The 25,091-nt window shown below is 71.0% G+C and carries 23 protein-coding genes and 2 pseudogenes; 9 read left to right on the top strand and 16 right to left on the bottom strand.

The window, feature by feature from the left end; translation table 11 throughout:
* On the top strand, positions 1 to 100 hold a 100-nt coding region (locus AB0L29_RS02995), incomplete at its 5' end, for an integrase core domain-containing protein (RefSeq protein ID WP_365822697.1).
* Here AB0L29_RS02995 and AB0L29_RS02990 read toward each other — a convergent pair.
* The 5 genes from AB0L29_RS02990 to AB0L29_RS02970 all read right to left on the bottom strand — a co-directional run bounded on the left by AB0L29_RS02990 (position 97) and on the right by AB0L29_RS02970 (position 4,635).
* Entirely contained in the window at positions 97 to 540 is a 444-nt protein-coding gene (locus tag AB0L29_RS02990) for a GNAT family N-acetyltransferase (protein WP_365822643.1), read from the bottom strand. The two genes, AB0L29_RS02995 and AB0L29_RS02990, sit on opposite strands and share 4 nt — an antisense overlap.
* Before the next feature lie 295 nt (positions 541 to 835).
* Entirely contained in the window at positions 836 to 2,239 is a 1,404-nt protein-coding gene (locus AB0L29_RS02985; RefSeq protein WP_365822641.1) for an FAD-dependent monooxygenase, read from the bottom strand.
* A complete protein-coding gene (locus AB0L29_RS02980; protein WP_365822639.1) occupies positions 2,232 to 3,422 on the bottom strand; it encodes an MAB_1171c family putative transporter in 1,191 nt (396 codons plus the stop codon). The genes AB0L29_RS02985 and AB0L29_RS02980 overlap by 8 nt, the downstream gene beginning before the upstream one ends.
* A complete protein-coding gene (locus tag AB0L29_RS02975; RefSeq protein ID WP_365822637.1) occupies positions 3,419 to 4,027 on the bottom strand; it encodes an ImmA/IrrE family metallo-endopeptidase in 609 nt (202 codons plus the stop codon). Before AB0L29_RS02975 ends, AB0L29_RS02980 begins: the two co-directional genes overlap by 4 nt.
* Entirely contained in the window at positions 4,024 to 4,635 is a 612-nt protein-coding gene (locus tag AB0L29_RS02970) for a hypothetical protein (protein WP_365822635.1), read from the bottom strand. The genes AB0L29_RS02975 and AB0L29_RS02970 overlap by 4 nt, the downstream gene beginning before the upstream one ends.
* A 378-nt stretch (positions 4,636 to 5,013) precedes the next feature.
* Between AB0L29_RS02970 and AB0L29_RS02965 the strand changes: the two genes are divergently transcribed.
* Entirely contained in the window at positions 5,014 to 5,310 is a 297-nt protein-coding gene (locus AB0L29_RS02965) for a hypothetical protein (RefSeq protein WP_365822633.1), read from the top strand.
* A gap of 1,046 nt (positions 5,311 to 6,356) precedes the next feature.
* On the opposite strand, the gene AB0L29_RS02960 is transcribed toward AB0L29_RS02965, so the two are convergent.
* From AB0L29_RS02960 to AB0L29_RS02950, 3 genes are all read right to left on the bottom strand, one after another.
* Positions 6,357 to 7,763, bottom strand: coding sequence for a cytochrome P450 (locus AB0L29_RS02960; protein ID WP_365822631.1), 1,407 nt, complete (start codon positions 7,761 to 7,763; stop codon positions 6,357 to 6,359).
* A 271-nt stretch (positions 7,764 to 8,034) separates the two neighbouring features.
* Positions 8,035 to 9,264 carry a DUF6545 domain-containing protein gene (locus AB0L29_RS02955; RefSeq protein ID WP_365822629.1) on the bottom strand — a complete coding sequence of 410 codons (1,230 nt, stop codon included), beginning with the start codon at positions 9,262 to 9,264 and terminating at the stop codon, positions 8,035 to 8,037.
* Positions 9,261 to 9,860: a hypothetical protein gene (locus AB0L29_RS02950; protein ID WP_365822627.1), complete on the bottom strand. Its 600-nt coding sequence runs from the start codon at positions 9,858 to 9,860 to the stop codon at positions 9,261 to 9,263. The genes AB0L29_RS02955 and AB0L29_RS02950 overlap by 4 nt, the downstream gene beginning before the upstream one ends.
* 749 nt (positions 9,861 to 10,609) lie before the next feature.
* Here AB0L29_RS02950 and AB0L29_RS02945 point away from each other — a divergent pair.
* Positions 10,610 to 11,305, top strand: a complete 696-nt coding sequence (locus AB0L29_RS02945) for a hypothetical protein (RefSeq protein ID WP_365822700.1) — start codon at positions 10,610 to 10,612, stop codon at positions 11,303 to 11,305.
* Between the two features lie 62 nt (positions 11,306 to 11,367).
* Here the strand turns inward: AB0L29_RS02945 and AB0L29_RS02940 are convergent.
* A pseudogene (locus AB0L29_RS02940) lies at positions 11,368 to 11,472 on the bottom strand (IS5/IS1182 family transposase); the annotation flags it as partial.
* A gap of 111 nt (positions 11,473 to 11,583) precedes the next feature.
* Between AB0L29_RS02940 and AB0L29_RS02935 the strand changes: the two are divergent.
* The 3 genes from AB0L29_RS02935 to AB0L29_RS02925 are packed head-to-tail and all read left to right on the top strand — an operon-like array spanning position 11,584 to position 13,963.
* Positions 11,584 to 12,654, top strand: coding sequence for a MerR family transcriptional regulator (locus AB0L29_RS02935; RefSeq protein WP_365822625.1), 1,071 nt, complete (start codon positions 11,584 to 11,586; stop codon positions 12,652 to 12,654).
* 20 nt (positions 12,655 to 12,674) lie between these two features.
* Positions 12,675 to 13,184 carry a hypothetical protein gene (locus AB0L29_RS02930; protein WP_365822623.1) on the top strand — a complete coding sequence of 170 codons (510 nt, stop codon included), beginning with the start codon at positions 12,675 to 12,677 and terminating at the stop codon, positions 13,182 to 13,184.
* Positions 13,185 to 13,225: 41 nt separating this feature from the next.
* On the top strand, positions 13,226 to 13,963 hold the full coding sequence (locus AB0L29_RS02925; protein ID WP_365822695.1) for a VOC family protein: 738 nt from the start codon (positions 13,226 to 13,228) through the stop codon (positions 13,961 to 13,963).
* 785 nt (positions 13,964 to 14,748) lie between these two features.
* On the opposite strand, the gene AB0L29_RS02920 is transcribed toward AB0L29_RS02925, so the two are convergent.
* Positions 14,749 to 15,213 carry a hypothetical protein gene (locus tag AB0L29_RS02920; RefSeq protein WP_365822621.1) on the bottom strand — a complete coding sequence of 155 codons (465 nt, stop codon included), beginning with the start codon at positions 15,211 to 15,213 and terminating at the stop codon, positions 14,749 to 14,751.
* A 475-nt stretch (positions 15,214 to 15,688) separates the two neighbouring features.
* On the opposite strand from AB0L29_RS02920, the gene AB0L29_RS02915 reads away from it, so the two are divergent.
* Positions 15,689 to 17,059 (top strand): MFS transporter, encoded by a 1,371-nt coding sequence (locus tag AB0L29_RS02915; RefSeq protein WP_365822619.1) that lies wholly within the window; start codon positions 15,689 to 15,691, stop codon positions 17,057 to 17,059.
* 215 nt (positions 17,060 to 17,274) lie between these two features.
* On the opposite strand, the gene AB0L29_RS02910 is transcribed toward AB0L29_RS02915, so the two are convergent.
* Both AB0L29_RS02910 and AB0L29_RS02905 read right to left on the bottom strand, forming a co-directional pair.
* A complete protein-coding gene (locus AB0L29_RS02910; protein ID WP_365822617.1) occupies positions 17,275 to 18,054 on the bottom strand; it encodes a DUF5995 family protein in 780 nt (259 codons plus the stop codon).
* A 241-nt stretch (positions 18,055 to 18,295) separates the two neighbouring features.
* Positions 18,296 to 19,765 (bottom strand): FAD-dependent monooxygenase, encoded by a 1,470-nt coding sequence (locus AB0L29_RS02905; protein ID WP_365822615.1) that lies wholly within the window; start codon positions 19,763 to 19,765, stop codon positions 18,296 to 18,298.
* 64 nt (positions 19,766 to 19,829) lie between these two features.
* Here AB0L29_RS02905 and AB0L29_RS02900 point away from each other — a divergent pair, with 64 nt between their 5' ends.
* On the top strand, positions 19,830 to 20,456 hold the full coding sequence (locus tag AB0L29_RS02900; protein ID WP_365822613.1) for a TetR/AcrR family transcriptional regulator C-terminal domain-containing protein: 627 nt from the start codon (positions 19,830 to 19,832) through the stop codon (positions 20,454 to 20,456).
* Between the two features lie 394 nt (positions 20,457 to 20,850).
* Here the strand turns inward: AB0L29_RS02900 and AB0L29_RS02895 are convergent, their stop codons facing one another.
* The 3 genes from AB0L29_RS02895 to AB0L29_RS02885 form a co-directional block, all read right to left on the bottom strand.
* Positions 20,851 to 21,372, bottom strand: coding sequence for a DUF4232 domain-containing protein (locus AB0L29_RS02895; RefSeq protein ID WP_365822611.1), 522 nt, complete (start codon positions 21,370 to 21,372; stop codon positions 20,851 to 20,853).
* A gap of 620 nt (positions 21,373 to 21,992) precedes the next feature.
* Positions 21,993 to 22,844, bottom strand: coding sequence for a GNAT family N-acetyltransferase (locus tag AB0L29_RS02890; protein ID WP_365822609.1), 852 nt, complete (start codon positions 22,842 to 22,844; stop codon positions 21,993 to 21,995).
* A 42-nt stretch (positions 22,845 to 22,886) separates the two neighbouring features.
* Positions 22,887 to 23,564 carry a maleylpyruvate isomerase N-terminal domain-containing protein gene (locus AB0L29_RS02885; RefSeq protein ID WP_365822607.1) on the bottom strand — a complete coding sequence of 226 codons (678 nt, stop codon included), beginning with the start codon at positions 23,562 to 23,564 and terminating at the stop codon, positions 22,887 to 22,889.
* A 222-nt stretch (positions 23,565 to 23,786) separates the two neighbouring features.
* On the opposite strand from AB0L29_RS02885, the gene AB0L29_RS02880 reads away from it, so the two are divergent.
* Complete coding sequence (locus AB0L29_RS02880; RefSeq protein WP_365822605.1) at positions 23,787 to 23,969, top strand: hypothetical protein; 183 nt, start codon at positions 23,787 to 23,789, stop codon at positions 23,967 to 23,969.
* A 508-nt stretch (positions 23,970 to 24,477) separates the two neighbouring features.
* Here the strand turns inward: AB0L29_RS02880 and AB0L29_RS02875 are convergent.
* Positions 24,478 to 24,888 (bottom strand): annotated as a pseudogene (locus tag AB0L29_RS02875) (DUF1707 domain-containing protein); the annotation flags it as partial.
* Positions 24,889 to 25,091: the final 203 nt, after the last annotated feature.

Genomic DNA, 25,091 nt, shown 5'->3' with positions numbered 1-25,091 from the left:
CCACTGGCTGGACTGGTACAACTACCACCGACCCCACACCGGCATCGGCGGCCAAACCCCCGCCAGCCGCGTCACCAACCTGTCCGGACAGCACAGCTAGGGCCTGTCGTCCATCGCGAACCGGAAGACCGTCGAGTCGCGCGCTGTGAAGCCGAGCCGTTCATAGAGCCGGTTCGCTGCCTCACGGTCCGGGCGGGAGGTGAGGTCCACAGTTCTCGCTCCCGCCTCACGAGCCAGCTCCAGGGCGCGTCGAGTGAGCGCCGCCGCGATGCCCCGCCCTCTTGCCGCGCTGTCGACGACCACATCCTCCACCCGAGCCCGGTGTCCGGACGGCAGGGGGAACAGCACCAACGTCAGCGTCCCCACGATCTCGCCCTCCGAACGAGCCACCAGTACCGTGTTCGCATCGCACCGCAGCATCCGTTCGACCGCCTCATGGTCCAAGGGCTTCGCCGTCTTCGACAACTGCGGCAGCAAGCGCCCGAACGCCTCCACCATCTCCTGGCTCGGCTCCCGGACGACATCCACCTCAACGCTCATGCCAGGGAGCCTATCGATCACTCCTCGCTTGCAGCCGCCATGAACCACTGGACGGTTCGGGCCCTGCAGATGCCGGTGTCCCGGTGACCGGTCGTCGACTCGCCGGTCGCCCCGCTCGGGCGCGACAGCGCTCGAACGCCTCTCGGCCCTCCGGCATGAACGCCCTGTGGGGGTCAGGTCTGCGGGCCGGTACGGACTGATCGCACCCGGCAGGGGGACTTGAGGACGAAGGGTGACGCGCGCCTCGAACGCCGAGGGCCGCAGTGGACGACTGCCGGCCCTGCGCACGGACTGATCAGGAGAGGGTGGTCTTGCGCTCCGCCTCGGTCAGGGGCGGTCCCGGCAGACGGGGCTTTTTGGGTCCGAAGAGCATGGGAATGATCATGTCGGTGAGGGAGAACAGCCGGGTCGCGGGTTTCTCCATGCTCATCACGTCCAGCAGGGCGCCCAGGGCGCGGGGGTTGCGGGCTCCGGTGGCGACGGCGCAGTCGACGAACCGGGCGAGGGACCGCTCCATGGGGGTGGGTGGCGTTTCGGTGGCGCCGGGGTAGAAGACGTCCTGGCCGACGGCGAGATCCCAGGCCGCGGAGACGGGGCGGGCCGCGGCTCGCTGGAGGCGGCGAGCGGTGCCGGGGGTGGACAGGCTCGTGGTGCGCAGTACGTCACGGACGGCGAGGGCGCACTGGGCAGCGACGGTGATGCCGTGTCCGTAGACAGGGTTGTAGCCGGCGATGGCGTCGCCGAGGACGGTGAAGCCGTCGGGCCAGCGCTTCATCTTCTCGTAGTAGCGGCGTCGGTTGGCAGTGGCGTGGCTGGTGGTGACGTCGCTGAGCGGGGTGGCGTCCTTGAGGAATTCACCGATGACGGGATCGTCCAGACCGAGGGCGAAATCGACGAAGGCGTCCGGGTCGCTGGTGGGTTCGCCGCCGCGGGTGCCGGAGAGGGTGACGATCCAGCGTTTGTTCTCGATCGGCAGGATGATGCCGCCGCGGCCGGGGGCCTTGGCGGGGTTGGCCTGGACGTTGACAAGCGGGAAGTCGATGTCCGCGCTGGTGCCGGGAGCGCGGTAGAGGCGGGTGGCGTAGGTGACGCCGGCGTTCACTTCCCGCTCGGTGACCTCGGGCAGACCCAGGTTCCTGAGCCACTGCGGGGCGCGGGAGCCGCGGCCGGAGGCGTCGATGACCAGGTCGGCGCTGAGACTGTGCTCGTTGTCACCGGTGCGCAGGCGGATTCCCGTGATCCGGGTGGCGCTGCCCGTCACGCCGAGCACGGTGGCGTTCTCACGGAGCGTGACGTGCTCGTCGGAGAGGACCCGGTCGCGTATGAGGAAGTCGAGCAGGTCGCGGGAGCAGACGAGGTTGTGGTGGTGGGTGGAGGTGAAGCGCCGGAACCACACCTCGTTGGGCGCGCGGGAGACCATGCCGCCCATGATCTGCACCAGGTTGGCGCCGTGGGCGACGATGTCGTCCACCAGTCCGGGCAGCAGTTCGTCGAAGGCTTTGACGCCGCCGCTCCACACCAGGTGCGCGTGGCGGGCCTGGGGAACGCCGCGTCGGGGCTCGGGGCCGTGGGGAAGGGTGTCGCGTTCGACGATCGTGACGTCGGCGAATTCGGCGAGCGCCGCGGCGGCGAACAGTCCGGCCGCGCTGGCGCCGATGACGACGGCCGTCGGCCGACGGGCGGTGAGGGTGTCACGCATGGGTGTTCATGCTTTCTGTGGTGGTCGCCCGTCGGCGGGGGAAGTCGAGGGTGCGGCGACGGTACATGGCTTGGGAGATGACGTGAATGTGGTCGCTGACGTGCGGATCGATCTGCGGCACTTCGTCGGCGGCGGCACTCGGCCTGCCTGTCTGGTGGGCGTGGATGGCGGCTTGGACGGCTACGGCTCCGGCCACTCCTCGGGCCGCCTTCTCGCTGTGCGTGGTCAGCGCAGCCTCGTATGTGCGCTGGTACAGAATGTGATCGAAATGGGGGGTGAGCAGGCGTAGAGCGTCGTGGATGCGCTGCTGGCGCTGCATCAACCGCAGGTCGAGGGGGGTCCAGAACCCGAAGCGTGCGGTGGCCGCGGTCGGCGTGAGGACACGTACTGCCCGCCACAGCGGCCGCAGCCTCCAGTAGTCGCGCTGGTCGCGGAGCCGGCGGTGCAGGAAAGGCCCGGCCTGCGGCACGGTGAAGCCGACAGCCACCAGGATGGCTTCCAGGAGGGCGAAGGGCGGTGCTGCCTGGGTGCTGAGGACGTCCCAGTCGGTGCCGGCCCACCGCGCGCCGATCGCGCAGAACTTCGCCACGTCGAACAGCAGGCCGGAGGCGAAACCGGCCTGCAGGAAGACGACGCCGGTCTTGAGCCAGCGATTGGTGATCTCGGGGAACCACTTCCACAGCATGTAGGCGGCAACCAGCGAGGACACCATGTGCGCGACCAGGTACAGCAGGATGTGTTCCCGCATCCACGGCGTGCCGGCGTAGTAGGTGTCCAGGTCGTAGATGCGTTCCTCGGACGCGTCGGCCAGGAGGAAAGTCACCCAGAGGGCGGCCACGATGCAGGCGTAGATGACGTAGATGCGCCGCATCTTGCGCCGGCGTTTCACCGAGGGCTCCTCGCGCCACCTCGTGATCATGGTCAGCCCGGTGGCGCAGAACGCGGTGAGGAACGAGTAGGCCCAGGGCGAGGCGATGTTCGGGACACCGGTGAGCGTGTTGAGCCGGTGGATGTTGACGGGCGTGATGACGACGAGGACGGCGGTGGCCCACGTCAGCAGCAGGGTCGTGGCCCGCACGTCGGGATCGCGCCAGGCACGCGCGAAGGTGGGCAGCTTCAGTGCCAGGGCGAGGGCCAGGAGGGCCGTGGGTAAGACGTAGGGAATGTGGAAGTGAGGGTTCATCGCAGGAGTCCGGTGCGGTTGCTGAGCGAGAGGTTGATGCGCCCTTCGACGGTCGCGGGACTGACCGGTCCTTCGGCGTAGCGGCCCTTCATCCAGGTGCGCACCTCACGGCCGAACAGCAGGCCGAACGTCTCCGCGTCCACTTCGTGGTCCTCCGCGGAGTTCGCCCGGGCGGCCACCGTCAGGAACGCCTCACGCGGGACCTCTGCCGCGGCGAGGACCTGCTTCGCCGCCTCGCGGACGGCCTCTCGCGCCCGGTTCGGGCTGAGCGCTCGGGCGGAAGCAGTCAGCCCCGGTATGCGGTGACCGCTGTCGTCCTGGACTTCGTGCCATAACTCATGTCCCAGGATGACCAGTTGGGCCTCCGGATGAGTGTTCTCCTCGACCACGACGATGGAGCGGTCCCCGCAGTCCAGGCGCATGCCTGAGACGGGAAGGTCGGGGGGGAAGGCCCGGAAGACGAGTTGGACGGGCCGGTTGCGGCGTACGCCCATCGCCCGGCAGAACTCGCGCATCACGACTTTCGGCTCTGCGGGCCTTTCGATCGACTTGGCCGCCTCCCTGCCGAGTTCGGCCAGCAGGGCCTTCATTTCCCGGGTGCTCATCGGTCCGTGTCCTCTTCCTCGGGCAGCACCGATCTGAAGACTCCTTCCAGGAGCCGTTCCAGCTGTCTGCGTGTCATGGAACCGTGTGTCCGCAAGTCCGTGCCCTTGACGCCGTACCGGTTCATCAGCGCCTGGACGGGGTCGTTCTCCGGCTTCTCCAGCGTGTGCAGAACCGGCTGCAAGGCGCGGTTGAGGGCCTCGTCGGCCGGGGCGGTGAAGAACGTCTCCCCTCCGTCCACGCGGAAGTACTTGGCCAGCCCGTGGGTGATCTCCAGGTTGGGCACCTTTCTGCCCTCGCAGATCTGACGGGCCCAGTTCTCGGAGATCCCCAGTTCCCGGGAGATGTCGGCGGCGAGATCGGACATGCGTCTTCCGCTGCGCTGCAGGTACACCTTGGCGAGGGTGCTGATGCGGGCCCGGGCGCGGTCGTTGACCGTGTCGGACGGCGGGAGACCGCCGGCCAGCAGGGTACGGACGGTGTCCTCGGCCAGGGCCGTTCTGGTGGCCAGCTCAGCGGGGTCGAGCAGCTGGGAGCGGTCCAGACCCTGGGCCTGAATGATCGTTTCAAGGCGCTGGAGCGTCTCCGGCAGTGACGGGATTTCTTCCACCAAAGGGCTCCTGGGAGTCGGGGATGCGACGGCTGCCGTGTACGGGGAACCCTAGCGGCCGCCTCCCCGACTCTCAACGATCGTTTACTAGCTGAAAACGATCGTTGACAGGGTGGTTTGCGCGTAGAAAGATCCCACGCAAGCGGAAACGACCTTTGCGGCTGCGGTCCGTGATCACCGCTCGTACGACAGCGTTGCCTGCCCCCCACTCCCATCGGAGACACGCATGCGCCTGCCACGGTCCGCCCGCAGCCGGCCGTGCCCTGCCCGGCGTCGCGCAGCCGTGCATGCGGCATCAGGGCATCGCTGACCGACCCAGATGCAGATGCAGTGCGGCTGCCGGCCGTGCCGCCGCACCAGGACACCAGAGGGAATCCATTGACCACGCAGCAGCTGGAGACGGCCGAGCCAGGCACTTTGAAGGACGATCGGCTCCAGGCCCTGATGACGCAACTGATCGACGTGTGCGCCGGCATCGGCCACCAGCGCGATGACCAGGGCCGGTGGCAGCCCGCCGGGCCAGGCCCCGGCAACGCGCTCGAAGATGCCCGCGAGGTGCTCGTCGATCTCTCACGCGCGCTGGCCAAGACCCGGCGTGGACTGCGCGCGATCGTCACGGAGAGGCAGAACCGTATGCACCGGGCACCCGATATCGCCCGCTCGGACTTGCCCTGACCTCCTCAAGCGCTTCCGGGCCGCCTGCCCGCTCCCCGTCGGGCGCGGCTTGGAAGCACGGACGAGGGCCGGTCGTCCCCCGACGTCCGACCGTCCTTTGCTCCGCCCGAACGCCGATGCCCCAGCAGTGTTTCTCCTGCCTGCCCGGCCCACGCGCCGCCGCAGGCGAAATGAGGATGAGTGTCCCGTCTCCCCCACCCCCGGAATGCCCCGCCCGCCGGCCCCGCAGCGAAGCGCTCCAGCCGTCTCCTTCCGGCGGCAGCGGCCGCACGCCCCATGCCGGCAGGTGCCGGTGCCACCGGCACCGCGCCACAGCGCACACGGCGACCGGCACGGTCGACGCCTCCCGCACGGGAATGCGCAGTGCCTGCGCGTCCTACCGCCCGAACGCTTCCCGGCCCCGGTGCCTGCGACCGGGCCTGGGCGAGGTGCCACCGTGCCGCCGGACAGTGCCGGACTCCGGGCTCCTCGAGCGGTCCCGACCTCGACCTGGGCTGGGGCGCCCGGAGCGCGCCCGGACGCCCCGGCACATCCGCACCATGCCCCGGGACCGGCCGTGGCCACTGACACAGGAGCCGCCACCCCCCAGGGCCGACGGCATCTGCACCACCGCCCCCCGGCACGGCGCGGGACGCGGTGAAACCGACACGCGAGCCGGGCACCGCCGCGCTGAGGTCAGTGACCGGCGAGCCGGGCACCACGGGCGTGGCGGTGGTGATGACTGATCCGACTCCGCCGAGGGAGCCGCGGACGGTGGCGGCGCAGCGGGATCAGCTGGTCGCCACCCGGGGCCGACCACATCTGCCGACTGATTCGGCCGCGCCCACCGGGTTCGTACCACTTCGCCGACAGTGGCGACCCCTCGCACGTCTCATCAGCCAGCCACCTGTGAGAGCGCCGGGGACGGAGCTGTCCGCCGACGGGGTCTCCCCGGCTTCGACCAGCTCTGTTCCGCAGAGGTCGATCACCGGCGGCTCGGTCCCGCAGGCGGTCGTGCGGGCGGTGGCGCAACCACCGCCCACAGCCGTGTGCCCGACCCGAGTGGGTCAGTGCCCGCGGCTGAATGCCATGGTCAGGTTGTCGGGCTTGACGGTGACGATGGCCTGACGGCGCGGCGGGCGTACGGAGGTGCGCTCGAACTTCGGCCAGGTCCGCAGCACGGTGGCGAGGATGATCTGCAGCTCGGCCCAGGCGAAGTTCTCGCCGATGCACTTGCGGCGCCCGTCGCCGAAGGCGAGGAAGGATCCCCGTGCGGAGGAGACGGTCTGCGGTGTCCAGCGGTCCGGGTCGAAGACGTCGGGGTCGGGGAAGACGTCGGGGTCGTGCTGGTGAAGGTAAGGGCTCCACACGACGTCGGCGCCGTGGGGGATGAGGTGTCCGCCCAGGTCGATGTCGCGGGTCGCGGTTCGCGTCACCAGCCAGGCCGGCCCGTACTTGCGGATGGTCTCCTGCAGCACCTTACGGGCATAGGGAAGCTGGTCGAGATCGGAATGACGCAGCGGCCGGTCACCGCACACGGAGTCCAGCTCGTCGCGGAGCCGCTGCTCGACGTCCGGGTGGCCGGCGATCTCGAACAGCGCCCACGCCAAAGTGGTGCCGGTCGTCTCGATGGCCCCGGTCAGCAGGGTGATCGCCTCGTCCTGCAGCTGCTGGCGGGTCAGTGGTTCCCGCGCGGTGAGCAGAGTGTCGAAGAGGCCGGCCTGCTGCTCACGCCCCGCCGCGTGCGGGCATCCGGCCGCGTCGCCCGGTGACGGGTCGTCAGTAGCCGCCTGGGCATGGGGAATTCGGCTCAGGCGGTGGTCGATGGCCTCGTCGATGAGGGTGCGCAGTTGTGCCACACGTCGCGCGTGGGCGCGATGGGCGGGCAGCGGAAGGCGGGTCGCCCACGGCGGGAGGATGGTCTGCCGGATCGTCCCCTTCATGATCTCCGGCATCAGGGCGATGAACTCCCCCGCCAGGTGGTCCGGCAGATCGGCACCGAAGAGGGCGACGAGGAAAGCCGCCAGGGTCACCTCGTTCATGTCCGCGAACACATCGCGCGGCTGCCCGTCGGGCCACGCGCTCACCAGTGCGTGGACCTGGTCGATCATCGCCTCGCCACGGTCGGCGATGTGCGCCTTGTTGAACATCGGCTGCATCAGCCGTCGGTTGCGCAGGTGGGCATCGCCGTCCGCGATGGTCGCCAGGCCGTCGCCGAAGAACACCCGTAGCGCGTCGATGATCTTGCCGCCCTTGGCGAAGTGCGCGGCATCGGTCACCAGGACCCTGCGGGTGAGTGCGGGGTCGGTGACGACGTAGGCGGGGGTGGGGCCTATGCGGATGCGCACCACGCTGCCGTGGGCGCGCAGGGAGTCGATGAAGGACAGTGGCTCGCGGGCCAGTTGGAGACCGTGCCCGATGAGCGGCAGGCCGGCAGGGGCTGTGGGGGTGGGAGATGTCGCTGGAGCGCTCATGGCACGTATCACTCCTTGTGGGGCGTCGACAAACGCCCGATGCATGCCCATGCCCCTCCTCCGGAATGCCGCCCGGCGATGATTTCTGCATCACACTGAGGCGGGCACGCGGACGTGGGAGTCCGTCGGCCTCGGCGGCCGGCGCCTGCGGCCACCACGACCGCCGAGGCCTCCGGTCCGGGCCGACCAGCGAGTGCGGCCGTCGGCGGAGGAGTCGGCTTTGAACGTTTGCCGATGGCTCCGCCGGGTCGAGGGCCCTGCGGCGGGCGGGTCACCGGCCTGCGGTGGGCGGGACCGCCTGCTCGTCTGCGGCACGGAGCGCTGTGCTCACGAGCGGGTGCGCCAGGTGCTGGGCCACGCGGACGAGGTGGGCCCGTTCCTGCGCGGCGGGAACGTCGATTCCCGGCAGGGTGTGAAGGCGGTGCTCGGCCGGGGCGGGGGGTCGTCCTGCGGCGCGGCAGGCTGCCGCGTGCAGGAGGGTGGCGGCGTCCTGGGCGGCGAGCGGGTCGACGGGACCACCGGTTGGCGGGCCGGCACTCCGCAGGAGGTCGTCGACCGCGGCTGCGGGGCGGTCACTCATCCAGGGGGTCAGGGTGCGGGCTCCGTCGCGGATCTCCATCATCATGCGGGTCAGCCTGATCTGCGCGTTCCAGCGGCCGGTCGGGATGACAAGGTGCCGGGCACCGGCCACGACCAGGTGGTGGAGCGGCCCCAGCGCATGGCAGTCGCGGCGGTCGTCCTTGGTCGCTGTCAGGACCAGGCGTCCGAGTGACTGGTTGGCGGCGATGCCGCTGAGGATGGTGGCGACCCAGGAGGCGTCGGCCAGGAAGTCGTAACGGTGGTCGTCCCGGACGATGACGCCGACCATGGAGCCGAGGGTGAGGACGGCGGTGGCAAGGTCGAGTCCGACGGCGACGGCGAACCACCGCATGCACCTGCGGACGTCCCGGGCGAGGCCGGGCCGGTCGGGGAGCGTCACCTGACGGCACAGGCTCATCGTGGCGACGACGGCGACGACGAGGGCGCTGAAGTAGACGGCCTTGAGGGCGAAGACGGCGGGGTTCTGGGCGTAGACCGGGGCGAAGCGCAGGGGGCGGGCCGCCTGTGGCAGGCCGGCGCTCGCGTAGAGGAGGACCATCGCGGTGACGGCGGCCGTGTAGAACGGGAGCCACGCACGCACCGCCCGCCGACGGGCCTGGGCCGTATGACGTTCGGGGTGCCACAGCAGCGCCATGTAGTGGGCGTGCCCGACGCACAGGAGCGTGGCGACGTCGATCGCCAAGGCGGGGAGGTTGGGGGCGTGGAGGGCGCTGCCCACGGCTCGGTACAGCGGTGGAGTGGCCAGGAGGAAGACGACGCCGGCGTGCAGGAGCACCGAGGCGGTCAGGGACAGCACCAGCGTTCGTTCCCGGCGGGCGGCTGCCGCCTTGGTCACGCCGAGGGTCAGGGTGAGGACGGCGATGCCGAGATCGATCACCGTCAGAGTCGTCTGCCAGGTCACAGGGACACCCGGTTGGAGAACGCCGAGGTGATCGCTCCGGTCGGGCTGGTGGCACCGTCCAGCGACAGCAGGGTGGGCACTACCGTGCCCCATGCCTCCACTGCCCGTTCCTCGTCGGTGTCGTAGGCCGCCCGTAGTTTCGTCGGCCGGGCCGGGTTCATGACGTCGTGCACGACGTCGGCGGGCAGGGTCGTCAGCTGCTCGGCCAGAGTCCGGGCGTCGAGCTGGATGTCGTGCCCGTGCCCGTGGCCGCTGACCGAGGACTCGGTGGAGTCGGCGGCGATCCAGGGCAGGAGGTGTCCGAGTTCGTGTGCACTGACGCACATACGCTGCCACTCGCTGTTGTTGTGCCCGACGATGATGCGGTCCTCGGTGCGCCCGCGGAGACAGATCCCGCTCAGGTCCGGGTCGAGGTCCATCTCCAGCAGGCTGACCGGCCGCTTGTTGTGGTCGGCGATGGCATCGAGGAGCTCCTGGAGCCTGACGCCGGGCCGAAGACCGAGTTCGCGATGGAAGATGTGGCGAGCACGGCGGATGTCGCGGTGGAAGGCCCGTCGTTGACGCGGGAACGTGCTGGTCCGGACGGGACTTCTCATGAGGCCGACGCGGCGGGGGGCTGAAGCGCCGGTGGGCTGCATGGTCCTGGCTCCTCCCGCCCGTGTGGACCCCGGCCGGCGTATGGGTTGCCGGCCGTGCGGCAGCGACCTGGTGCGGCCGTCCGGCTGTACGACGAGGGCGGCCGAGCGCTCGAAGTGATCGTTTCAGCGCCCACCTTTTTGATCACCGGCTGTGGCTGCTGCTTTGCGGAGTGACATTACCAGTCGGTTGTGGGCTCCGTCCGGTGGTCTGGAAGCGGAGCGCGGGAAGCAGGCGTACACAACGAACCGCACGGTAAGGCACGGGAGTTGCAGGGCGATGACCGGCCTGCTTCCCCTCGCCTTCGCCGGGCTGAGGGCCGGCGGCTGCCGGGATCCTCGCCGGCGGGCTGTGGCATCGCCGGTGGACTCCGGGCCGCCCCTCTCACGCCGGAGGACGGCCCGGAAGCGCCTGGCGCGTCGCGGCGCGGGGGCCGGCGGGATCGAATGCGGCGGTCCGTCAGGGGAACGTCCCGGGTGGCCCAGCATCCGATGACGTTCCGCAACGGCGTGCGCTCCCACAAGGCGGCTCCGAACATGCCCTGGACGTCCGTGTACCGGGCGCGAGCCGCCTGCGTACGGGGCTGCGTGCGATCACCGTGCACCGCCCCGCAAGTCGTCAATGATCGTCGACAGCTATGGTCGGCTGGCTCGCGGCTGGATACGCTCGCTGGGCACTGCCGGTACCACGGCCCTCCTGGGAGACCTTCTTGAACCAAGCGTCCCGTCAGAGGGCGGCAGCGTCTGAAATCGCCCGGCTCCGCGGCGACGTCGAGACGTTCGCCGCCTTCCTCGGCCAGCCGGCCGAGCGCTTCTTGAACCCGGGCTTCATCTCGTACGCCACCGGCATCAGCCCCGAGCGCGTCGTCGAGTTGCTCGAGGGTGCTCTGCCGGAGGTCGAGCCCGACACGAAGGACGCGTTGGAGGCGTTCCAGCGGGGCCTGTTCCAGCAGCGTCTGCGGTTCTTGTGGCAGACCCGTCTCAAGGAAGGCGGAAGAAGCGAGAAACCCGAGCCCTACAAGCTCAGGGACATCGGGGCGGGCACCGACATCTCCTTCCAGCAGGTGGCCATGCTGCTGAAGGGGGAGCGGGCGCCGAACGCCGCGCACGCGGCACGCCTGGAGCGGTTCTTCGACGAGGCCTCGCGGAGGCGGACCCCGAAGTCCCGTGTTCCGCAGGGATTCTGCCTGCGGAACGAGGGCGCGGCCCTCATCGCCTATCTGACCGAGATGGCCACTGCCGATCTCCCACGGCTGGCGCTGGCTTCGCTGGCGACGGACCTGGACACGACATCGGTGTCGTTGCGTGCCACCACCGACGCGGGGGACGTCGACCTGGTCAAGCTACTGCCCGTTTTGGCCCAGCTGCGTGCCAGGGCACGTGAGCGCGACGACCGCGGCGACTGACGCCGCTCGCGCACCCGTCGGTCATGCCCTGGCGTTCGCAGATCCGGATGACGCGGCGGGTGCCGGGCGGCGGTCAGGCCGTGGGTGCGGCCGGGCAGTGCGGGTGAGATCCACGGCAGCTTGCCCACGGGATCGGCGACGACCTGCACGTTCACGCCGACCTTGCGGGCGAGCGAAAAGGCCCAGTGTTCCTGTCGTGCCCTGTCCCGGGCCATGAGGCTGGTGGCGCCGCTTGTCGGTGTTGACCTTCGAGTTGGTTGAAGCCCAATGATGACGGGGTGCCGAATTCTGAGCTGATGCCGATCGGGGTCTTCGCCCGACGCAGTGGTCTGACCTCCAGCGCGTTGCGGTTCTACGCCGACTCCGGGCTGCTGCCCCCTGCCGAGATCGACCCGGTCACGGGCTACCGCTACTACAGTGCGCACCAGGTGGTGCGGGCGTCCGTGCTGCGTCAGCTCCGCGAGATCGCAATGCCCCTCGCTGCTGTCGAGGCCGTCCTCGACGCCGGGGCCGACGAGGCGTCCCGGCTGCTCGACGAGCATGTCGCGAAGGTCGTCGGGGACGCGGCAGCGGCGCAGCAGAAGGCTGCCGTCATCAAGTCCGTGCTCGGCAATGCGCCAGCTCGTCCGATCACGGCGCTGAAGGGTCCCGTTCTGGCGGACGCGGTCGAGCAGGTCCTGACCGCGACCGCACGTGAGCCCGGGATGCCGGTACTCGCCGGCCTGCGCATCGAAGCAGGCCATGGAGCGGTCACCCTTACCGCGACCGACCGGTACCGGCTCTCGACCCGAACCCTGGTCCCGATCGAATCACCGGGGCAGACGTGGGCCGGCACGGTCGATGGCGACGAGCTGCGGGCCGCCGTCGCCGGGATCCGCCGCAGTGTGCTGGTGCGACTCGAAGCGGTGCCGCACGGGATCTGGCTCCGCGTGACGGGCGGAGAGGACCGGCATTGCCGGTTGTTGCCCGAGGAGTTCCCCGACTACCGGCTGATGCTCACGTCACTGGGCGAGGTCACCACCCGTGTGACGGTCTCGAAGGAGCCGCTCCTGCGAGCCCTGGAAGAACATCCCGGCGAGTGCGTCGCGCTGCACGTCGCCGACCGCGGAATGCACCTCCGGTCAGCGGACGACGAACACCCCGGCGTCCCGCTCCCGGCCACTGCGACGGGGCAGGACCTCCGGATCTGGTTCGGGCTGACCACGCTCTACCCCGCCGTGAGCACCGCGATCGGCCCCGACGTGATGCTCGACCTGAGGGGAAGGGACCGGCCCGTCACGGTCCGCTCCGCCGGCCGAGGCGATCTCACCACCCTGGCCATGCCCGTCAAGCCCGACCCCTCCGCCTGAGAAAGAGCGAGGAACACTCCATGACCGCCGCACCCGCCGGCCCCGACCCGACCATGGCAGCCATCGGTGAAGCCGTCGCCGAAGGCAGGGCCGGTGACATCGCTTCCGCCCGTCGCAAGCTCCTGGATCTGTGGTCCGCGATCGGCGTCACCGGCGACCCGCTGCACCGCTGCTCCCTCGCCCACTACCTGGCGGATCTCCACGAAGATCCCGCCCGGGCCATAGCCTGGGACATCCGGGCCCTGGACGCTGCCGACGCCCTGACCGAGCAGCGCGTCCAAGAGCACCACGCCAGCCTGCACATCGCCGGCTTCTACCCTTCCCTGCACCTCAATCTTGCCGACGACTACCGCCGACTCGGTTCTTTCGAAGCCGCCGCCGAGCACATCAACGCGGCCGAAGCGCACGCCCCCGGCCTCCCTCGGGGTCCCTACGGCGACCTGCTGCGAGGCGCCGTCCGAGAGGTCGCCGAGGCCATCGCCCGACGGGACCGCACACCGCGAGCGGCTGCGCCCGGTTCCCCTGCATGACGCACAAGAACGCGCCCCTGACCGGATATAGGGTCGGCGGCATGGCGCTGCAGCTCTTTCAGATGAATCTCAAAGCCCGGGACGACTCGGCGTTGGGCCGGTTCTGGGCGGAGGCGCTCGGCTGGAGGGTTTCCAGCGAGGAACCCGGTGCGACCAGCGTCAAACCCGTGGGTTCCGCATGGCCGGACCCCGCCGCCGTCCGCGTCGATGTCATCGCCGTCCCGGACCCCGAAGCAGTGGAAGGCCGCGCGCACATCGAACTCGCCACCACCTCCGCAGCCCATCACGCGGAGTTGGTCGCGCGCCTGAAGGAGCTCGGCGCGACGCCCGCCGACACGGGCCGGGGCGACCTCCAGCGGACGGTTCTGACCGACCCGGAGGGCAACGTGTTCTGCGTCCTGGAGCCCCGGGAGACCTACCGGGACACCGGGCCGATCGCCGCCGTGGTCGTCGACTGCGCGGACCCGCGGGCCATGGCCCGGTTCTGGGGCGAGGCGATGGGCTGGACCCTGCACGAGGTGGCCGACGATCATGCGCTGCTGCGCTCCGCCAAGGGTGTCGGTCCGTATCTGGAGTTCCTCCGCACGCCCCACCTGAAAGACATGCGGCACCGCGTCCATCTCGACCTGGCGCCCTACCCCCTCGACGGTCAGGCGGCGGAGGTGGCGCGGCTCGAGGCCCTCGGCGCGACGCCCGCCGACGCGGGCCGGGGCGACTTCCCGTGGAAGGTTCTGACCGACCCGGAAGGCAACGAGTTCTGCGTCCTCGGCCCGGCCTGACGCGGAGCCCGCCCGCCTGCTCCGCCACGCCCACGCCACCGGGCTCGTCAATGACGGCGTCCCCGTCGAAGGCCGTCCGGTCCGGGCATCTGGTGGCGATCCTGCCGGGCTGGCTGCCGGCCGGTGCGGGCCGGGCGACCGTCGTGCCGCAGATCTTCACTGCCAGCGGCAACCTCAGCACCGATCGGTCCGGGGCAGCGCCCGCCCGCGCTGCGACGCCGGGTTACTTCGGTTTCCTCTCGGGCCCGCCGCTCGTCGGCCGGCCGGCGGATCCGACGGATCTGTCGACCGCCCTTCTGATCCCGCTCCTCCTCGCCGCCACGGTCGCTCGGCTCCGCCCGGCACGGCGGCGCACTCCGACGCCCCGTCACCTGCGGGGCGTCACACGAACGAACCGTCGGGAAAGAAATGACCACGAGTGACAGCCGGGTGCCGGACGGCATGTACTACCCGGTGTCCGGCCACAGGATGAGCGTGGAGAAGGCGTCTACCTTTACGACGCCCTGGGCCGCGACTGCATCGGCTGCGCGACCGCCGCCCTCAGCCTGAGCCTCGGCTACAGCCACCCCGGAGTCGTGGCGGCCATGCAGTCGTGGCGGCCGTGCAGAACCAGGCCGAGCGGCTGGTCCGCGTCGTGTCGGGTTTCCGAAGCGGGCCGGTCAACGAGCTGGTCGACCGTCTGGTGGCGGTCTCACCGAAGAACCTGGCCACAGTACACCTCACGGACCGGTCGTCGGTGTCCCGGCCGGTGTCGCGCAGGGCCCCGCAACGACCGGCGGCATCCCTCACGGGGTGCCGGGCCTTCGTGCCGCTCCGCGCCGGAGTTCCCAGGAAGCGGCCAGGGGCCTGGCCCAGGCGGACAGATCGTCCGCGCAGTCGCCGCTCACGCTCGCGAAGTAGGTCTTCGAGCCGATCCGCACCTCCAGATCGAGGCGCTCGAACAACCCCAGGAAGCCGCTCCTCGTGATCCGGGCCTCACCGGTGAACACCTTCTGGACCAGTTCCCCGAGGTGTTCCGTGCGGACCTCCTCGAACGTGAACTCGTCCACCATGAGCCTGACTCCATCGGGACGGCTGCCGGCCCCCATGACCAGGAGGTGGACGTCGTGCCCGCGGACACTGCCGTCCCAGTCCGCGACCCACGCGTCCTTGTCCCAGCGCTCCCTGAGCGCGCTGTCCGCCACACCCAGCGAGCCGAGCGCCGCCTCGAGCCCGTCCAGCGCGCGCGGTCTGCCGGCTCTCTCCGCCATGGCCCACAGCCACCTTCCCGCTCTCACGTTCCAGTGCCGTAGCCTGCCAGATCTGACCGGGCCGGCGTAGGAGCACTCGTAGGTGTTCGCGCTTACTCCGTCCCGGAGATCCCGGGCGGCGACCCGCCGATCCGTACGGCATGGTTCGCCGGGAGGGCCCTAAGAGGTGCCTCATCCGGGGGCGCGGGAGCTTCCGCCGGGGCGGAACGGGGTCCGACGGCCCGCCCCCGAAACCGAATTCGCTTTCGTGTTGTGCCACCGGGCGCTAGTGTCCGGGTGCAGCAAGTCGACCCATGGGGAGTTGCAGGCATGGTCGGTCGTCCGAGCGCGCGTTGACGTCGTGGGCCGTGATCGGCCTGTCATCGCGTGCTGCCCTTGATGTCGCGGCACAGCGAGCCTTCCCCTGCCCGGATCGCGGGCGCACCCGGGGTGCGCCGGGTGATGGGCCTCGTCGTCGGCAGTCTAAGGGATCTCCGTGCCGTCCACTTCCTCCGCTGTATCCGATTCCGGTCGATCCGTTCCGTCAAGTCTGTGGCGGGATCGCGACTTCCGCAGACTCTGGGTGGGTCAGACGGCCTCCCAACTCGGCGAACACACCGCTTCGATCGTTCTCCCGCTCCTCGCCGTCCTGACGCTCGACGCCGACGCCGGCGAGTTGGGCGTCCTGCGCGCGGTGGGGCAGGCGCCGCTCCTGCTGCTCTCGCTCTTCGCCGGCGCGTGGGTGGACCGGTGGCGGACTCGCACGGTGATGGCGGCGACGGACGCCGGCCGGACCCTGATGCTGGGCACCGCCGGCGTGGCCGGCCTCTTCGGCTGGCTCGGTCTGCCCGCGCTGCTCGTGGTCGCCCTCGCCGTCGGGGCGCTGTCCGTGTTCTTCGACGTGGCCTACCAGGCCTCTGTCGTACGGCTGGTGCGACGCGAGCGGTTGCTGCAGGGCAACAGCGCGCTCGAGGGCAGCCGGTCCGCGGCGCAGATCGGCGGGCCCGCCCTCGGCGGTGCGCTGGTGTCACTGCTGTCGGCGCCGGTCGCTGCCGCCTCCGGCGCGGTGTTCTTCGCGCTGTCGTTCCTGTCGATCCGGCGGATCCGGCGGACCGAGTCGATCCCGGAACACCCGGAACATCCGGAACACCCGGAACGTCCCCCGCGGGTATGGCGACGTATCCGTAAGGGCCTCAGCTTCGTCGTCGGCGACATCTCGCTGCGGACCGTGTGCCTGGCCTCGGCCGCCTTCCAGTTCTCCTTCGCGGCCATGATGACCGTCTATCTGCTCTTCCTGCCGCGGGAATTGCACCTGTCCGGCGGCGCCGTGGGGCTGGCGCTCGCGGCGACGGGGCCGGGCGCGCTGCTGGGTGCGATGCTGGCCGCTCGCCTGCCGAGCCGGTTCGGTTACGGCCCGGTGCTCGTGTCCGCGGCGGCACTCGGCGACGGCGTGTTCCTGTGTGTGCCCGCGCTGCACGGCTCTTCGGCGGTGACGGTTCCCACGCTCCTGGCGGTCAACTTCGTGTTCGGGGCCGCCGGCCAGTTGGTGAACGTCACGGTCATGGCGGTGCGGCAGGCCGTCACTCCGGACGGGATGCAGGGCCGCGCGGCCGCGACGATCACGTTTGTCGGCATGGGGACGGCCCCGCTCGGCTCCCTGCTCGGCGGGTTTCTCGCGATGGGGTGGGGGGTGCGCACCAGCCTCCTGGTGACGGCCGCGGGCATGATGCTGTCCCCGGTGGTGATGGCTTCGTCCCCGCTCGCACGCCTTGGACGGGCGCTCCCGGCCGGGCAGAACGCGCCGCTGACGGCCGGCCGCTCCGCGGTTCACGGGCCCGGCAGCCGCCCTTCGGATGACGTCGGGTGAGTTTGACCGGACGCATCGGTGAGACAGCCGCGGCAGCTCGCACGAACGGCGAGCTGGTGGTGCGGGCGCGGGACCGGCCGGCGTTCGAGCGGCGGCACGCGGCGCTTCAGGCGCTGTCCGCGGACCAGGGCCTGGCGGCGCCGTTGACGTGCGGCCGCTCCTTGTACTCCCCCTTCCGGGTCTCGTACTCGGCCCGCCGGCAGGAGTCGAACGCTTCACCGCGGGGATGGCCGATCACTTCCCATGGCGTTGTCCAGATGAGTGATGACGGCCGGCACGTCATCGCTCTCGGTGCTCCGGATCAACTGCAGGGCCGGCCGGACGAGGCCGCCCGGGCGGGCTGTCAACCGTGCGAGCACGGCGGCCCGGATGTCGAGCCGTTCGATGGTGGCCTCGCGCTCCTCTTCGTTCTGTCCGGCGAGCAGGACGGCGTTGTACCACGCCTCCTCACGGGATTGACGGACACTGAAGTCGAGGATCCGCTCGTCGGTGCGGGCCCCGACCCGATCCAGCAGCGACATGAGTGGCGACAGGGCGCCGATCGACTCCTGCACCGCCAGCACCACCCGCGCGAGGATGTCGTTGATCAGCAGAAAGTCGCGCCGTAACGCATGGATGGCCTCGCCTGGAGCGGTCCGCGCGGCGGCGACGGCCAGGTCGAGGTTGATGTGCGCGTTCACGCCGAGGATCAGGTGCTGGACGATGACCGTGTCGGCGTCGTCCAGCAGCCCGAACGCCTCACGCCAGCAACGCGGCCCGCTCCGGTCACGACGCCAGGCGTCGTACGCGTCGAAGTAGCGGTTGCCGAAGAGCGTGTCGAAGCGGTCCATTCGGACGCCGTCGTCGAACAACCCCCTGTGGATGGCCGTGCGGACCTCGACGGTCACCTGTCGGTACAGCGCCGCGAAGTACCCGACCCGCTCGCCGGCGCGGCCGGCCTCCCGCACGATCCCGGCAAGCCCGTCCACGACATCGTCGATGTTCTCTGCCGCCATGTCCAACTCCCCTCCTGCGGTCTGCCTGTTCGGCCCGCACTCCGGCTGCTGCCCGCAGCACCGATTACAGCCTCGCCCCACCACCGCACACCGGGGAAGACCCCGCCCCACAGCCATGACGCGCGTGGGCTTCGACCTCGGTCCCCGGGGTGGGGACCCGGGCGTGCTGGGCAAGACCGCCCTCGCCGAGGAGATCACCGGCGTACGGGGGGGCCGGTGCACTGGATGGTCACGGGACGGCTCACTTGCGGTGTGTGACGGCGAGGGCGGCGCCGAGGCCCTCCATGAGGGCGGTGTCGTCGTGGTGGGCGCCGGCCCAGGCGATGTGGCCGTCGGGGCGGATGAGGGCGGCGCGGATGCCGGTCCAGTCGGCCGGGGGCAGGTGCAGGGTGCCGGTGTGTACGCGCAGTCCGGGCCGGGTGAGCCGGCCGAGGCGGCCGCCGGGGGTGAGGTCCAGCAGGAGGTAGCTGTCGGCGCGCAGCAGGGCGAACAGGCCGGTGTCGCCGATGGCGAGGTCGGGGGCGCGGGTCCCGGCCAGCGGATGCGCACGGGGATCGGTGGGCGGGTAGGCGACGGCGAGTGAGCTGACCTGGGCGGCCAGGTGGTCGTTGAGGCCGGGCAGTGTGCTGATCAGCCGGGCGAGCAGGCCGCGCAGGCTCAGGCCCTCGGGGGTGAAGGCGGTCATCAGGGCGACTTGGGCGCGGCTGGTCTCGGTGAGGTCGGCGCCGACCGGGTGGCGTTCGGCGTGGTAGGTGTCCAGCAGGGCCTCGGGAGCCCAGGCGTTGAGGGTGGCGGCGAGCTTCCAGGCGAGGTTGGCGGCGTCCTGGATGCCGACGTTCATGCCGACGCCGCCGGCGGGGAAGTGCTGGTGGGCCGCGTCGCCGGCGAGGAAGACGCGGCCCTTGCGGTACTGCGCGGCCAGGCGGGTGGCGTTGCCGTAGCGGGAGAGCCAGATCGGGTCGCGCATGCCGAAGTCGGTGCCCGCCACGGCGATGACGTTCTCGCGCAGTTCGTCCAGGGTGAGGTCGCCGGGCCAGGTGGTGGTGAGGTCGCGGGGGGTGATGCCGACCAGGCGGTGGATGCCGCCGGGCATGAGCACGGCCATGAGCGTGCCCGCCGGGCCGAAGCGGCTGTAGCCGGGGGCGGGGGGCTGGTCGAGGATGACGTCGCCGAGCCAGCCGAGCACGGTGGAGGGAGTGCCGGGGTGGTCGATGCCGGCAGCCCGGCGCACGGTGCTGCGGGCGCCGTCGCAGCCGACCAGGTAGGCCGCCTGGAGGGTGGAGGGCCCATGGGGGCCGGTGATGTGCACGGTGATGTGGTCGGGGTCTTCGGTGAAGCCGGTGACCTCCTGCCCGCGCAGGATGTCCGCGCCCAGATCGAGGGCCTGCTGCTCCAGCAGTGCCTCGGTGCGTTCCTGCGGCAGGGCGAGGGTGTGGGGGAAGGGGCTGGGCAGGCGGCGGAAGTCCAACCGGGACTCCAGTACGCCGAAGTGGCCGCCGGGCAGCGGCATGCCCTCCCTCATGAAGGGCTCGTGGACGCCGCGGGAGGCGAACGTCTCGATGGTGCGCGGGTGCACGGTCAGGGCGCGGGAACGGGTGTCGCGTTCGGTACGGGCCTCCACGACGGCGGCGGTGATGCCGGCGCGGCGCAGCTCGCCGGCCAGCCACAGGCCCACGGGGCCTGCGCCTCCGACGACGACCTGATAGTCCATGATCTTCCCCTTCCCCTTGACTCTTGGTCGGCGACCAAGAGGTGTTCCGCAGTAAACTAGGTCAGTGACCAATGAGCAAGTCGGGGAAGACGCCGTGGACCGGCTCACCCGCACGGCCGTGATCGATGCCGCGCTGCAGGTGCTGGAGGAGCGCGGACTGGAAAAGCTTTCGACCCGGGCGGTGGCGGACCGCCTCGGCGTCCGCATGAACACCGTGCTGTGGCATGTGAAGACCAAGGCCCGGATGCTGGAGCTGATGGCCGACGCCGTCCTCGCCGGCATCCGCTACGACGACCTGCCCGCCGCGCCGCGGGAACGCGTGCGGGAGCTGGCCGGCCGCTACCGGCAGGCGCTGCTCGCGTGCCGCGACGGTGCCGCCCTGGTGACCGGCACGTACCCGGCCGAACCGCACACCCTGCGCTTCGCCGACCGCCTCGTCGACGCACTCCTCCGGGCGGGAGCGGACGAGAAGCAGGCGGCGTGGACGGCGTGGACGGTCAGCTACTTCACTCTCGGCCTGGCCCAGGAGGAGCAGGCCGCGCCCGCACAGGGCGACGACGGCCTCGCCCGGGCCGTCACCGCCGACACGTACCCGGCGCTGCAGAGGACCGTGGCCTACCTGCGGCAAGGATCCTTCGAGGAACGCTTCGCCTTCGGGCTGGACGCGATCTTGTCCCGCGTGCCCGAGTGACAGCGCCTCCGCCCGAGCGCCGGCCCGCCGGCACAGGCCGCGCTGCGCCTCCTGCGACGGGGCGGCGTTCCGGGTGAGGATGCCGGTGATGAAGCCGCAGCGGCTGCAGCAGCGTCTCGCTCCGCGCGGGAGCGGCCGGCGCACTTCGTGAGCCGCTCCGGTGAACTCCTGCCGTGACAGGCGTCCGTCACACCAAACGGCCCGCACAGGCCGGCTTGCCGGGCTGTGCGGGCCGTCGACCGGACCGTGGTCCTGCGCCGTCGAAGGGTGCGTGCATCCCCGGCCCGGGGATGGCCGGTGCGGGCTCGTCACCAGGCCAGGAGGCGGACGGCGATGACCTGCCGGTAGGTGACGCCGCCGTCGCCGGGCCCGGTGCGGGCGCCCGGCGCGGGCGTCAGCCGGGGAAGGGAACGGCGTCGGCGGGGTCGGCGTGCCAGTTGGTGGCGATGGGCCTGTCGACGGTGGCGGTGTCGGGGAGGTCGAGGGTGACGGCGTTGACCTCGTCGCCCGCGACGGAGAGGTGGAGCACGTCGAACTGCTTGCCGTAGTCGCTGTTGGTCGTCTTGGGGCTGATGCCGGCGTAGGCGGCGGTGGAGGGGGAGACAGTGACGTTCTCGCTGACGGCATGCTCGGCCGGCGACACCTCGGTGTCAGCGGAGGAGCCGAAGGACGCGGAAGGGAAGACTCCCTTCAGATAGCAGGTGATGCCGGGCTTGGCCTTGGCGGTGATGAGGTAGTAGCCACCTGCCTGCGTCTTCGAGCTGACCTCGAAGGTGAGGTCGTCGGTCTTGCAGGCCTGCGCGGTGGTGCTCCGGCTCTCGGCGCCGGCGGTGGCGGTCACGGTGGCGGTGAGGGCGACGGACGCGACTGCGGCCAGGAGGAGGCGGGCGGAGCGGGCGGCAAAGCACGAACGCATCGAGATCTCCATGGTGCGGAAGTGGGTCGTCCGGCGGGCTGCTCGGACGACCGCAGCTTGTCGCCCGATCCGTCCCGCCCGCCACACAAGGCGGTCACTATGGGACGCCGGAACGCTGGAACGGGCGCTGACCAGCACAGACGCTGATGGCCTGGGACGGACCGCTGGGACGGAGGATGCCGCTGAACCCGTGCGCGGGCCGTACGAGGTGCCCCTCCCGTGCGCGACCGACGCGCACCGAGGCATCGCCCGCTCCGGCTTCCCCCGCCGGCGCCGCCGGCATCGGCGCGGCGAGGAAGTCCGTGGACCGCAAGCGGGGCATCGTCACCGACACTCCCGGCCCGCTGCCGGCGGTGCCGGTCACCGCGGCCGGGGCCAGAAGTCCCCCGCCGGCGCCCGTCCGCCCGAGCGGACCGCCACCGCAGGCCATGATCCGCCCGGCCACGGCCGGCCTGATGGCCCGCCGCCTCAGCGGCGGGAACGCCCTCTCCCGGCGCACCCCCGCAAAGACACACGAGCCGCGGATTCCGGGATGAGACAACGGGAGGAAAGGGCCTCTCGGATGAGCCGGGAAACGCACTCGACGACCTAATGCGGGACGCCGCGCATCGCGTGTGATCTCACATCTGCTTCACGAGCACGGCGCGGGTGTAGAGCAGGTGGAATCCCTGGCGCTGCACGTTTTCCTGGGATTTCGAGCCCGGCTGCGTGGTGACGACGGCGATGTCACAGCCTGTCGCGGCGGCGTCGGCGAGCCGGGCCGCCAGGAGGGCTGTCTGAACGCCTCGGCGTCTGTGAGCCGGCGCGGTGGCCGCTCCCGTCAGCTGGGCGATCCCGTCGGTCATGCGGACACTGGCTCCTCCCACCACCGCGCCGTCGCGCACCGCGCTGTACCGCCTCATGCCGGCGGCGCCCACCAGATCGCGGACTGCCGCAGCGATCACCTCGCGCGGGAACTCCTCATGGGAGGGGACGCCTTGTGCGTCCGGGTGTGCGAAGCCGTCCGAGATGACCTCGATCCAGCGCTCGAACTCCTCCTCGCCGCTCGGCCTGATCTCGATCCCTTCCGGTTCAAGGCGTTCGTACTCTCCGGACAGGGGGAGGCCGAGCACGTTCTCGTAGGACGTGAGCCGGTATCCCCGCTCCGTCAGCACGGCGCCGACGGCCGGATCACCCAAGTGAGCCAACTCCACCTGTACGGGCGCACCCCGGTCGGCGAAGGCCTGTTCGACTTCGTCGAGCAGGGCCTCGTCGGGTACACCGCCGAATCCGAGCCCGGCGACCTTGTTGAGGGGCGACTCCTTCTCGGCGAAAGAGGCCACGCCTCCCACCATCGGTTTCAGGAAACCCGTACCGGCTCCATTGCGGCGATGTGCGGCCGCACTCCCCTCCGCGATGAGCCGCACTTCGGCCCGCTCGATTCGCTCGGCCAGGTCGATGTCACAAAAAAACGGTTTTCCGTTGATATTCACCGCGGAAGAGTACATGGCGGGCCGGTTCAGGCACATCTCTTTTCACCGGACGGCCCCGACTGCTTGGGCCCGAGGCGTGCCGTCCCAGCGCCATGTGGTCAGCCGGGGACGCCCGGGCAGTTCGGCTCGCCCGGTGGCCCACAAAAGGGTGGGCCATGGGTCCGTGGACGACGGTGCGTCCGGAAACAGCCGCGCGAGCACCCGCGCGCACAGATCGGCGGGTGGGCTCCAGGCGAGCCCGAGCCCTTGCGCCAAGTCGTGCGTGTGCACCAGGGTCTCCACGATCCCCATCGCGGCGAAGCCCTCGGGGTCCGAGACGCCGAAGACGTGGTGGGCGCGGGTCCGCGGAGGCGTCGTGCGCACCATGGCGACCAGCAGCGCACCGCTCGCCTCCAGCACCTGCAACAGGCCGGCGGGCCCCGCCCCACGGTTCGCGTGAATGGCGTTCGCCGGGCCGCCAGGCCGTCGGCTCTCCCACACGAACGGCACCTCACCGTCCAAGGGCGGTGTCCTGGGGCCCAGTTGCGCGGCGTACGCGAAGAGGTCGTCACTGAGGTGCTCGACGGTCTCCCAGCAATCCCACTCCAGCGAACCGGCCTTGCCGTCCCAGGCGGCCGAGGGCGCCTCGCGGAGGGCCGCCACAGCGAGCTGCACGGCAAGGTCGAGGTCGTCCGCGGTGACGCGGGACGGCGAGGGGCCGTTCGTGGCCGATGGGGTCATGGCAGGACCGTATCTCGACCGGAAGGAGTCACGCCTTCCTTTTGATCACGGCCGTGCAGCCCGGCGAACCCGTGCGGTCACGGCACCGGACGGAGCAATACGCCTGGGCCGCGCCGGTGGCCCGCTCCCCTGCCCGCTCCCTGCCCGCGGCGTCGCTCCGGCCGGGTGCATACGGAGCGCGGCCCGGCACCCGGGCGGGGACGCTGGCGCATGACATCCTCCATGACGAGGCAGCTCGCCACCGCGCTGCTCGTCCGGCTCGCCGCCGTCCCCGGGGCGGTCACGGCGTCCCCCGCCGGCACGCGATGGCCCCGGGACCTGGACCGGGTGGACCCGTTGAGGTCTGCGGACGTGGTGGTGTACCTGAGCGAGATCCGGCCGAGCCGTCTGCTTCCGCGCGGGTGAGCAGGTGTTTCCGTTCCCTGGCCCCGGCGGCTTCCCGTTACCCCGTCCGGATGCTCCGGCATCCCGCGTCGGACGAGCGGAGGCCCGCGAACCGGGGCCGAAGGCCGCCGCCGGCAACCGGGCCGCTCTGACGGTCGACGGTCACCGACGCACTGCTGGGAGCCGGCCGTCGAAGGTGATGCCGAAGGCGTTCGGCGCGGTCTTCCGGCGCACGGTCCGGCGGGCCTGGTCCTTGCCCGCCGGATCATGCCTGTCCCGGCCGGGATGGTCGGTGATCCCGCCTGCGAGAGCGGACTCCCGCAGCCGCTCGGCCGGCTGCTGCCGGAGGGCGTCCCCTGCGGGGACGGCCCGGAGGCGGTGCCGGCGTCCAGTCGTCGAGCGAACCGGTGCGTGGCGTCGAACGGGTTGGCCTGCCCGCCTCGGGAGAGTCCTCCCATGACCTCGCTGTGGACCTGGAGCAGGACCGGGCGCACGGCGGCGGCCTGGTGCTGCCCGTAGAGGCGGATGACACGTCGACGACCGTGTCGCTAGGCACCGTGATTCCGGCCCCGCCGGTTCCAAGCCGCAGCTCGATGTCGACGAGCGGATGCTCGATGACCGCCCGGGGCAGATCCAGGCGCACCCTTCCGTACGCGGACTCGGCCTTGAGGATCCGAGGGACCCGCCATGCGCCGCGCCGCCGGATCCGTCCGCCGGCGGCGGCGATCGTCGACGTGGTGCCCGGCTGCTCCTCCGGGAGTGAGGCCAGGGCCGGCACGAGTTCGCCGTACGTCCTGGCGGTGAGCACCCGGTGGAGGCGTTCGTCCGACTCCTCGTGCGGGATGGGGTCTTCGGCATACGCCTGCTGCAGGCCCCGCACGGCCGTATCACGGTCGTCTTCGCCGATCAGCGGCGGCGAATCCCCCGGTGGGGAGGTCACCGCTTCGCCCTGCTGCCGTGCCGGTGAAGCGAACGCGTCAAGGTCCACAGCGGGTGAGGCGTCCGGTGGGCGGCCGGCCGCTCGTCGTCATGGCCTTGATCGTCCGGCCCGGCGGACCTGTGCGGCCGGAGCGGAGGAACCGCCGGGCCCCGGCGGATGCGGGCCGGGCACGCGGGCCGGCCCCACCCGCCGGGCTGTCGAAC

It is taken from the genome of Streptomyces sp. NPDC052701 (assembly GCF_040678355.1).
Taxonomy (GTDB): Bacteria; Actinomycetota; Actinomycetes; order Streptomycetales; family Streptomycetaceae; genus Streptomyces.
Note: the sequence above shows the minus strand (reverse complement) of the source record. Positions and strands in the feature narration are given on the sequence as shown.

Coding starts and splice junctions, on each gene's coding strand:
- AB0L29_RS02990 (WP_365822643.1), bottom strand. CDS start 540: ATGAGCGTTGAGGTGGATGTCGTCCGGGAGCCGAGCCAGGAGATGGTG.
- AB0L29_RS02985 (WP_365822641.1), bottom strand. CDS start 2,239: ATGCGTGACACCCTCACCGCCCGTCGGCCGACGGCCGTCGTCATCGGC.
- AB0L29_RS02980 (WP_365822639.1), bottom strand. CDS start 3,422: ATGAACCCTCACTTCCACATTCCCTACGTCTTACCCACGGCCCTCCTG.
- AB0L29_RS02975 (WP_365822637.1), bottom strand. CDS start 4,027: ATGAGCACCCGGGAAATGAAGGCCCTGCTGGCCGAACTCGGCAGGGAG.
- AB0L29_RS02960 (WP_365822631.1), bottom strand. CDS start 7,763: ATGAGCGCTCCAGCGACATCTCCCACCCCCACAGCCCCTGCCGGCCTG.
- AB0L29_RS02950 (WP_365822627.1), bottom strand. CDS start 9,860: ATGAGAAGTCCCGTCCGGACCAGCACGTTCCCGCGTCAACGACGGGCC.
- AB0L29_RS02930 (WP_365822623.1), top strand. CDS start 12,675: ATGACCGCCGCACCCGCCGGCCCCGACCCGACCATGGCAGCCATCGGT.
- AB0L29_RS02925 (WP_365822695.1), top strand. CDS start 13,226: ATGGCGCTGCAGCTCTTTCAGATGAATCTCAAAGCCCGGGACGACTCG.
- AB0L29_RS02920 (WP_365822621.1), bottom strand. CDS start 15,213: ATGGCGGAGAGAGCCGGCAGACCGCGCGCGCTGGACGGGCTCGAGGCG.
- AB0L29_RS02910 (WP_365822617.1), bottom strand. CDS start 18,054: ATGGCGGCAGAGAACATCGACGATGTCGTGGACGGGCTTGCCGGGATC.
- AB0L29_RS02905 (WP_365822615.1), bottom strand. CDS start 19,765: ATGGACTATCAGGTCGTCGTCGGAGGCGCAGGCCCCGTGGGCCTGTGG.
- AB0L29_RS02895 (WP_365822611.1), bottom strand. CDS start 21,372: ATGCGTTCGTGCTTTGCCGCCCGCTCCGCCCGCCTCCTCCTGGCCGCA.
- AB0L29_RS02885 (WP_365822607.1), bottom strand. CDS start 23,564: ATGACCCCATCGGCCACGAACGGCCCCTCGCCGTCCCGCGTCACCGCG.
- AB0L29_RS02880 (WP_365822605.1), top strand. CDS start 23,787: ATGACGAGGCAGCTCGCCACCGCGCTGCTCGTCCGGCTCGCCGCCGTC.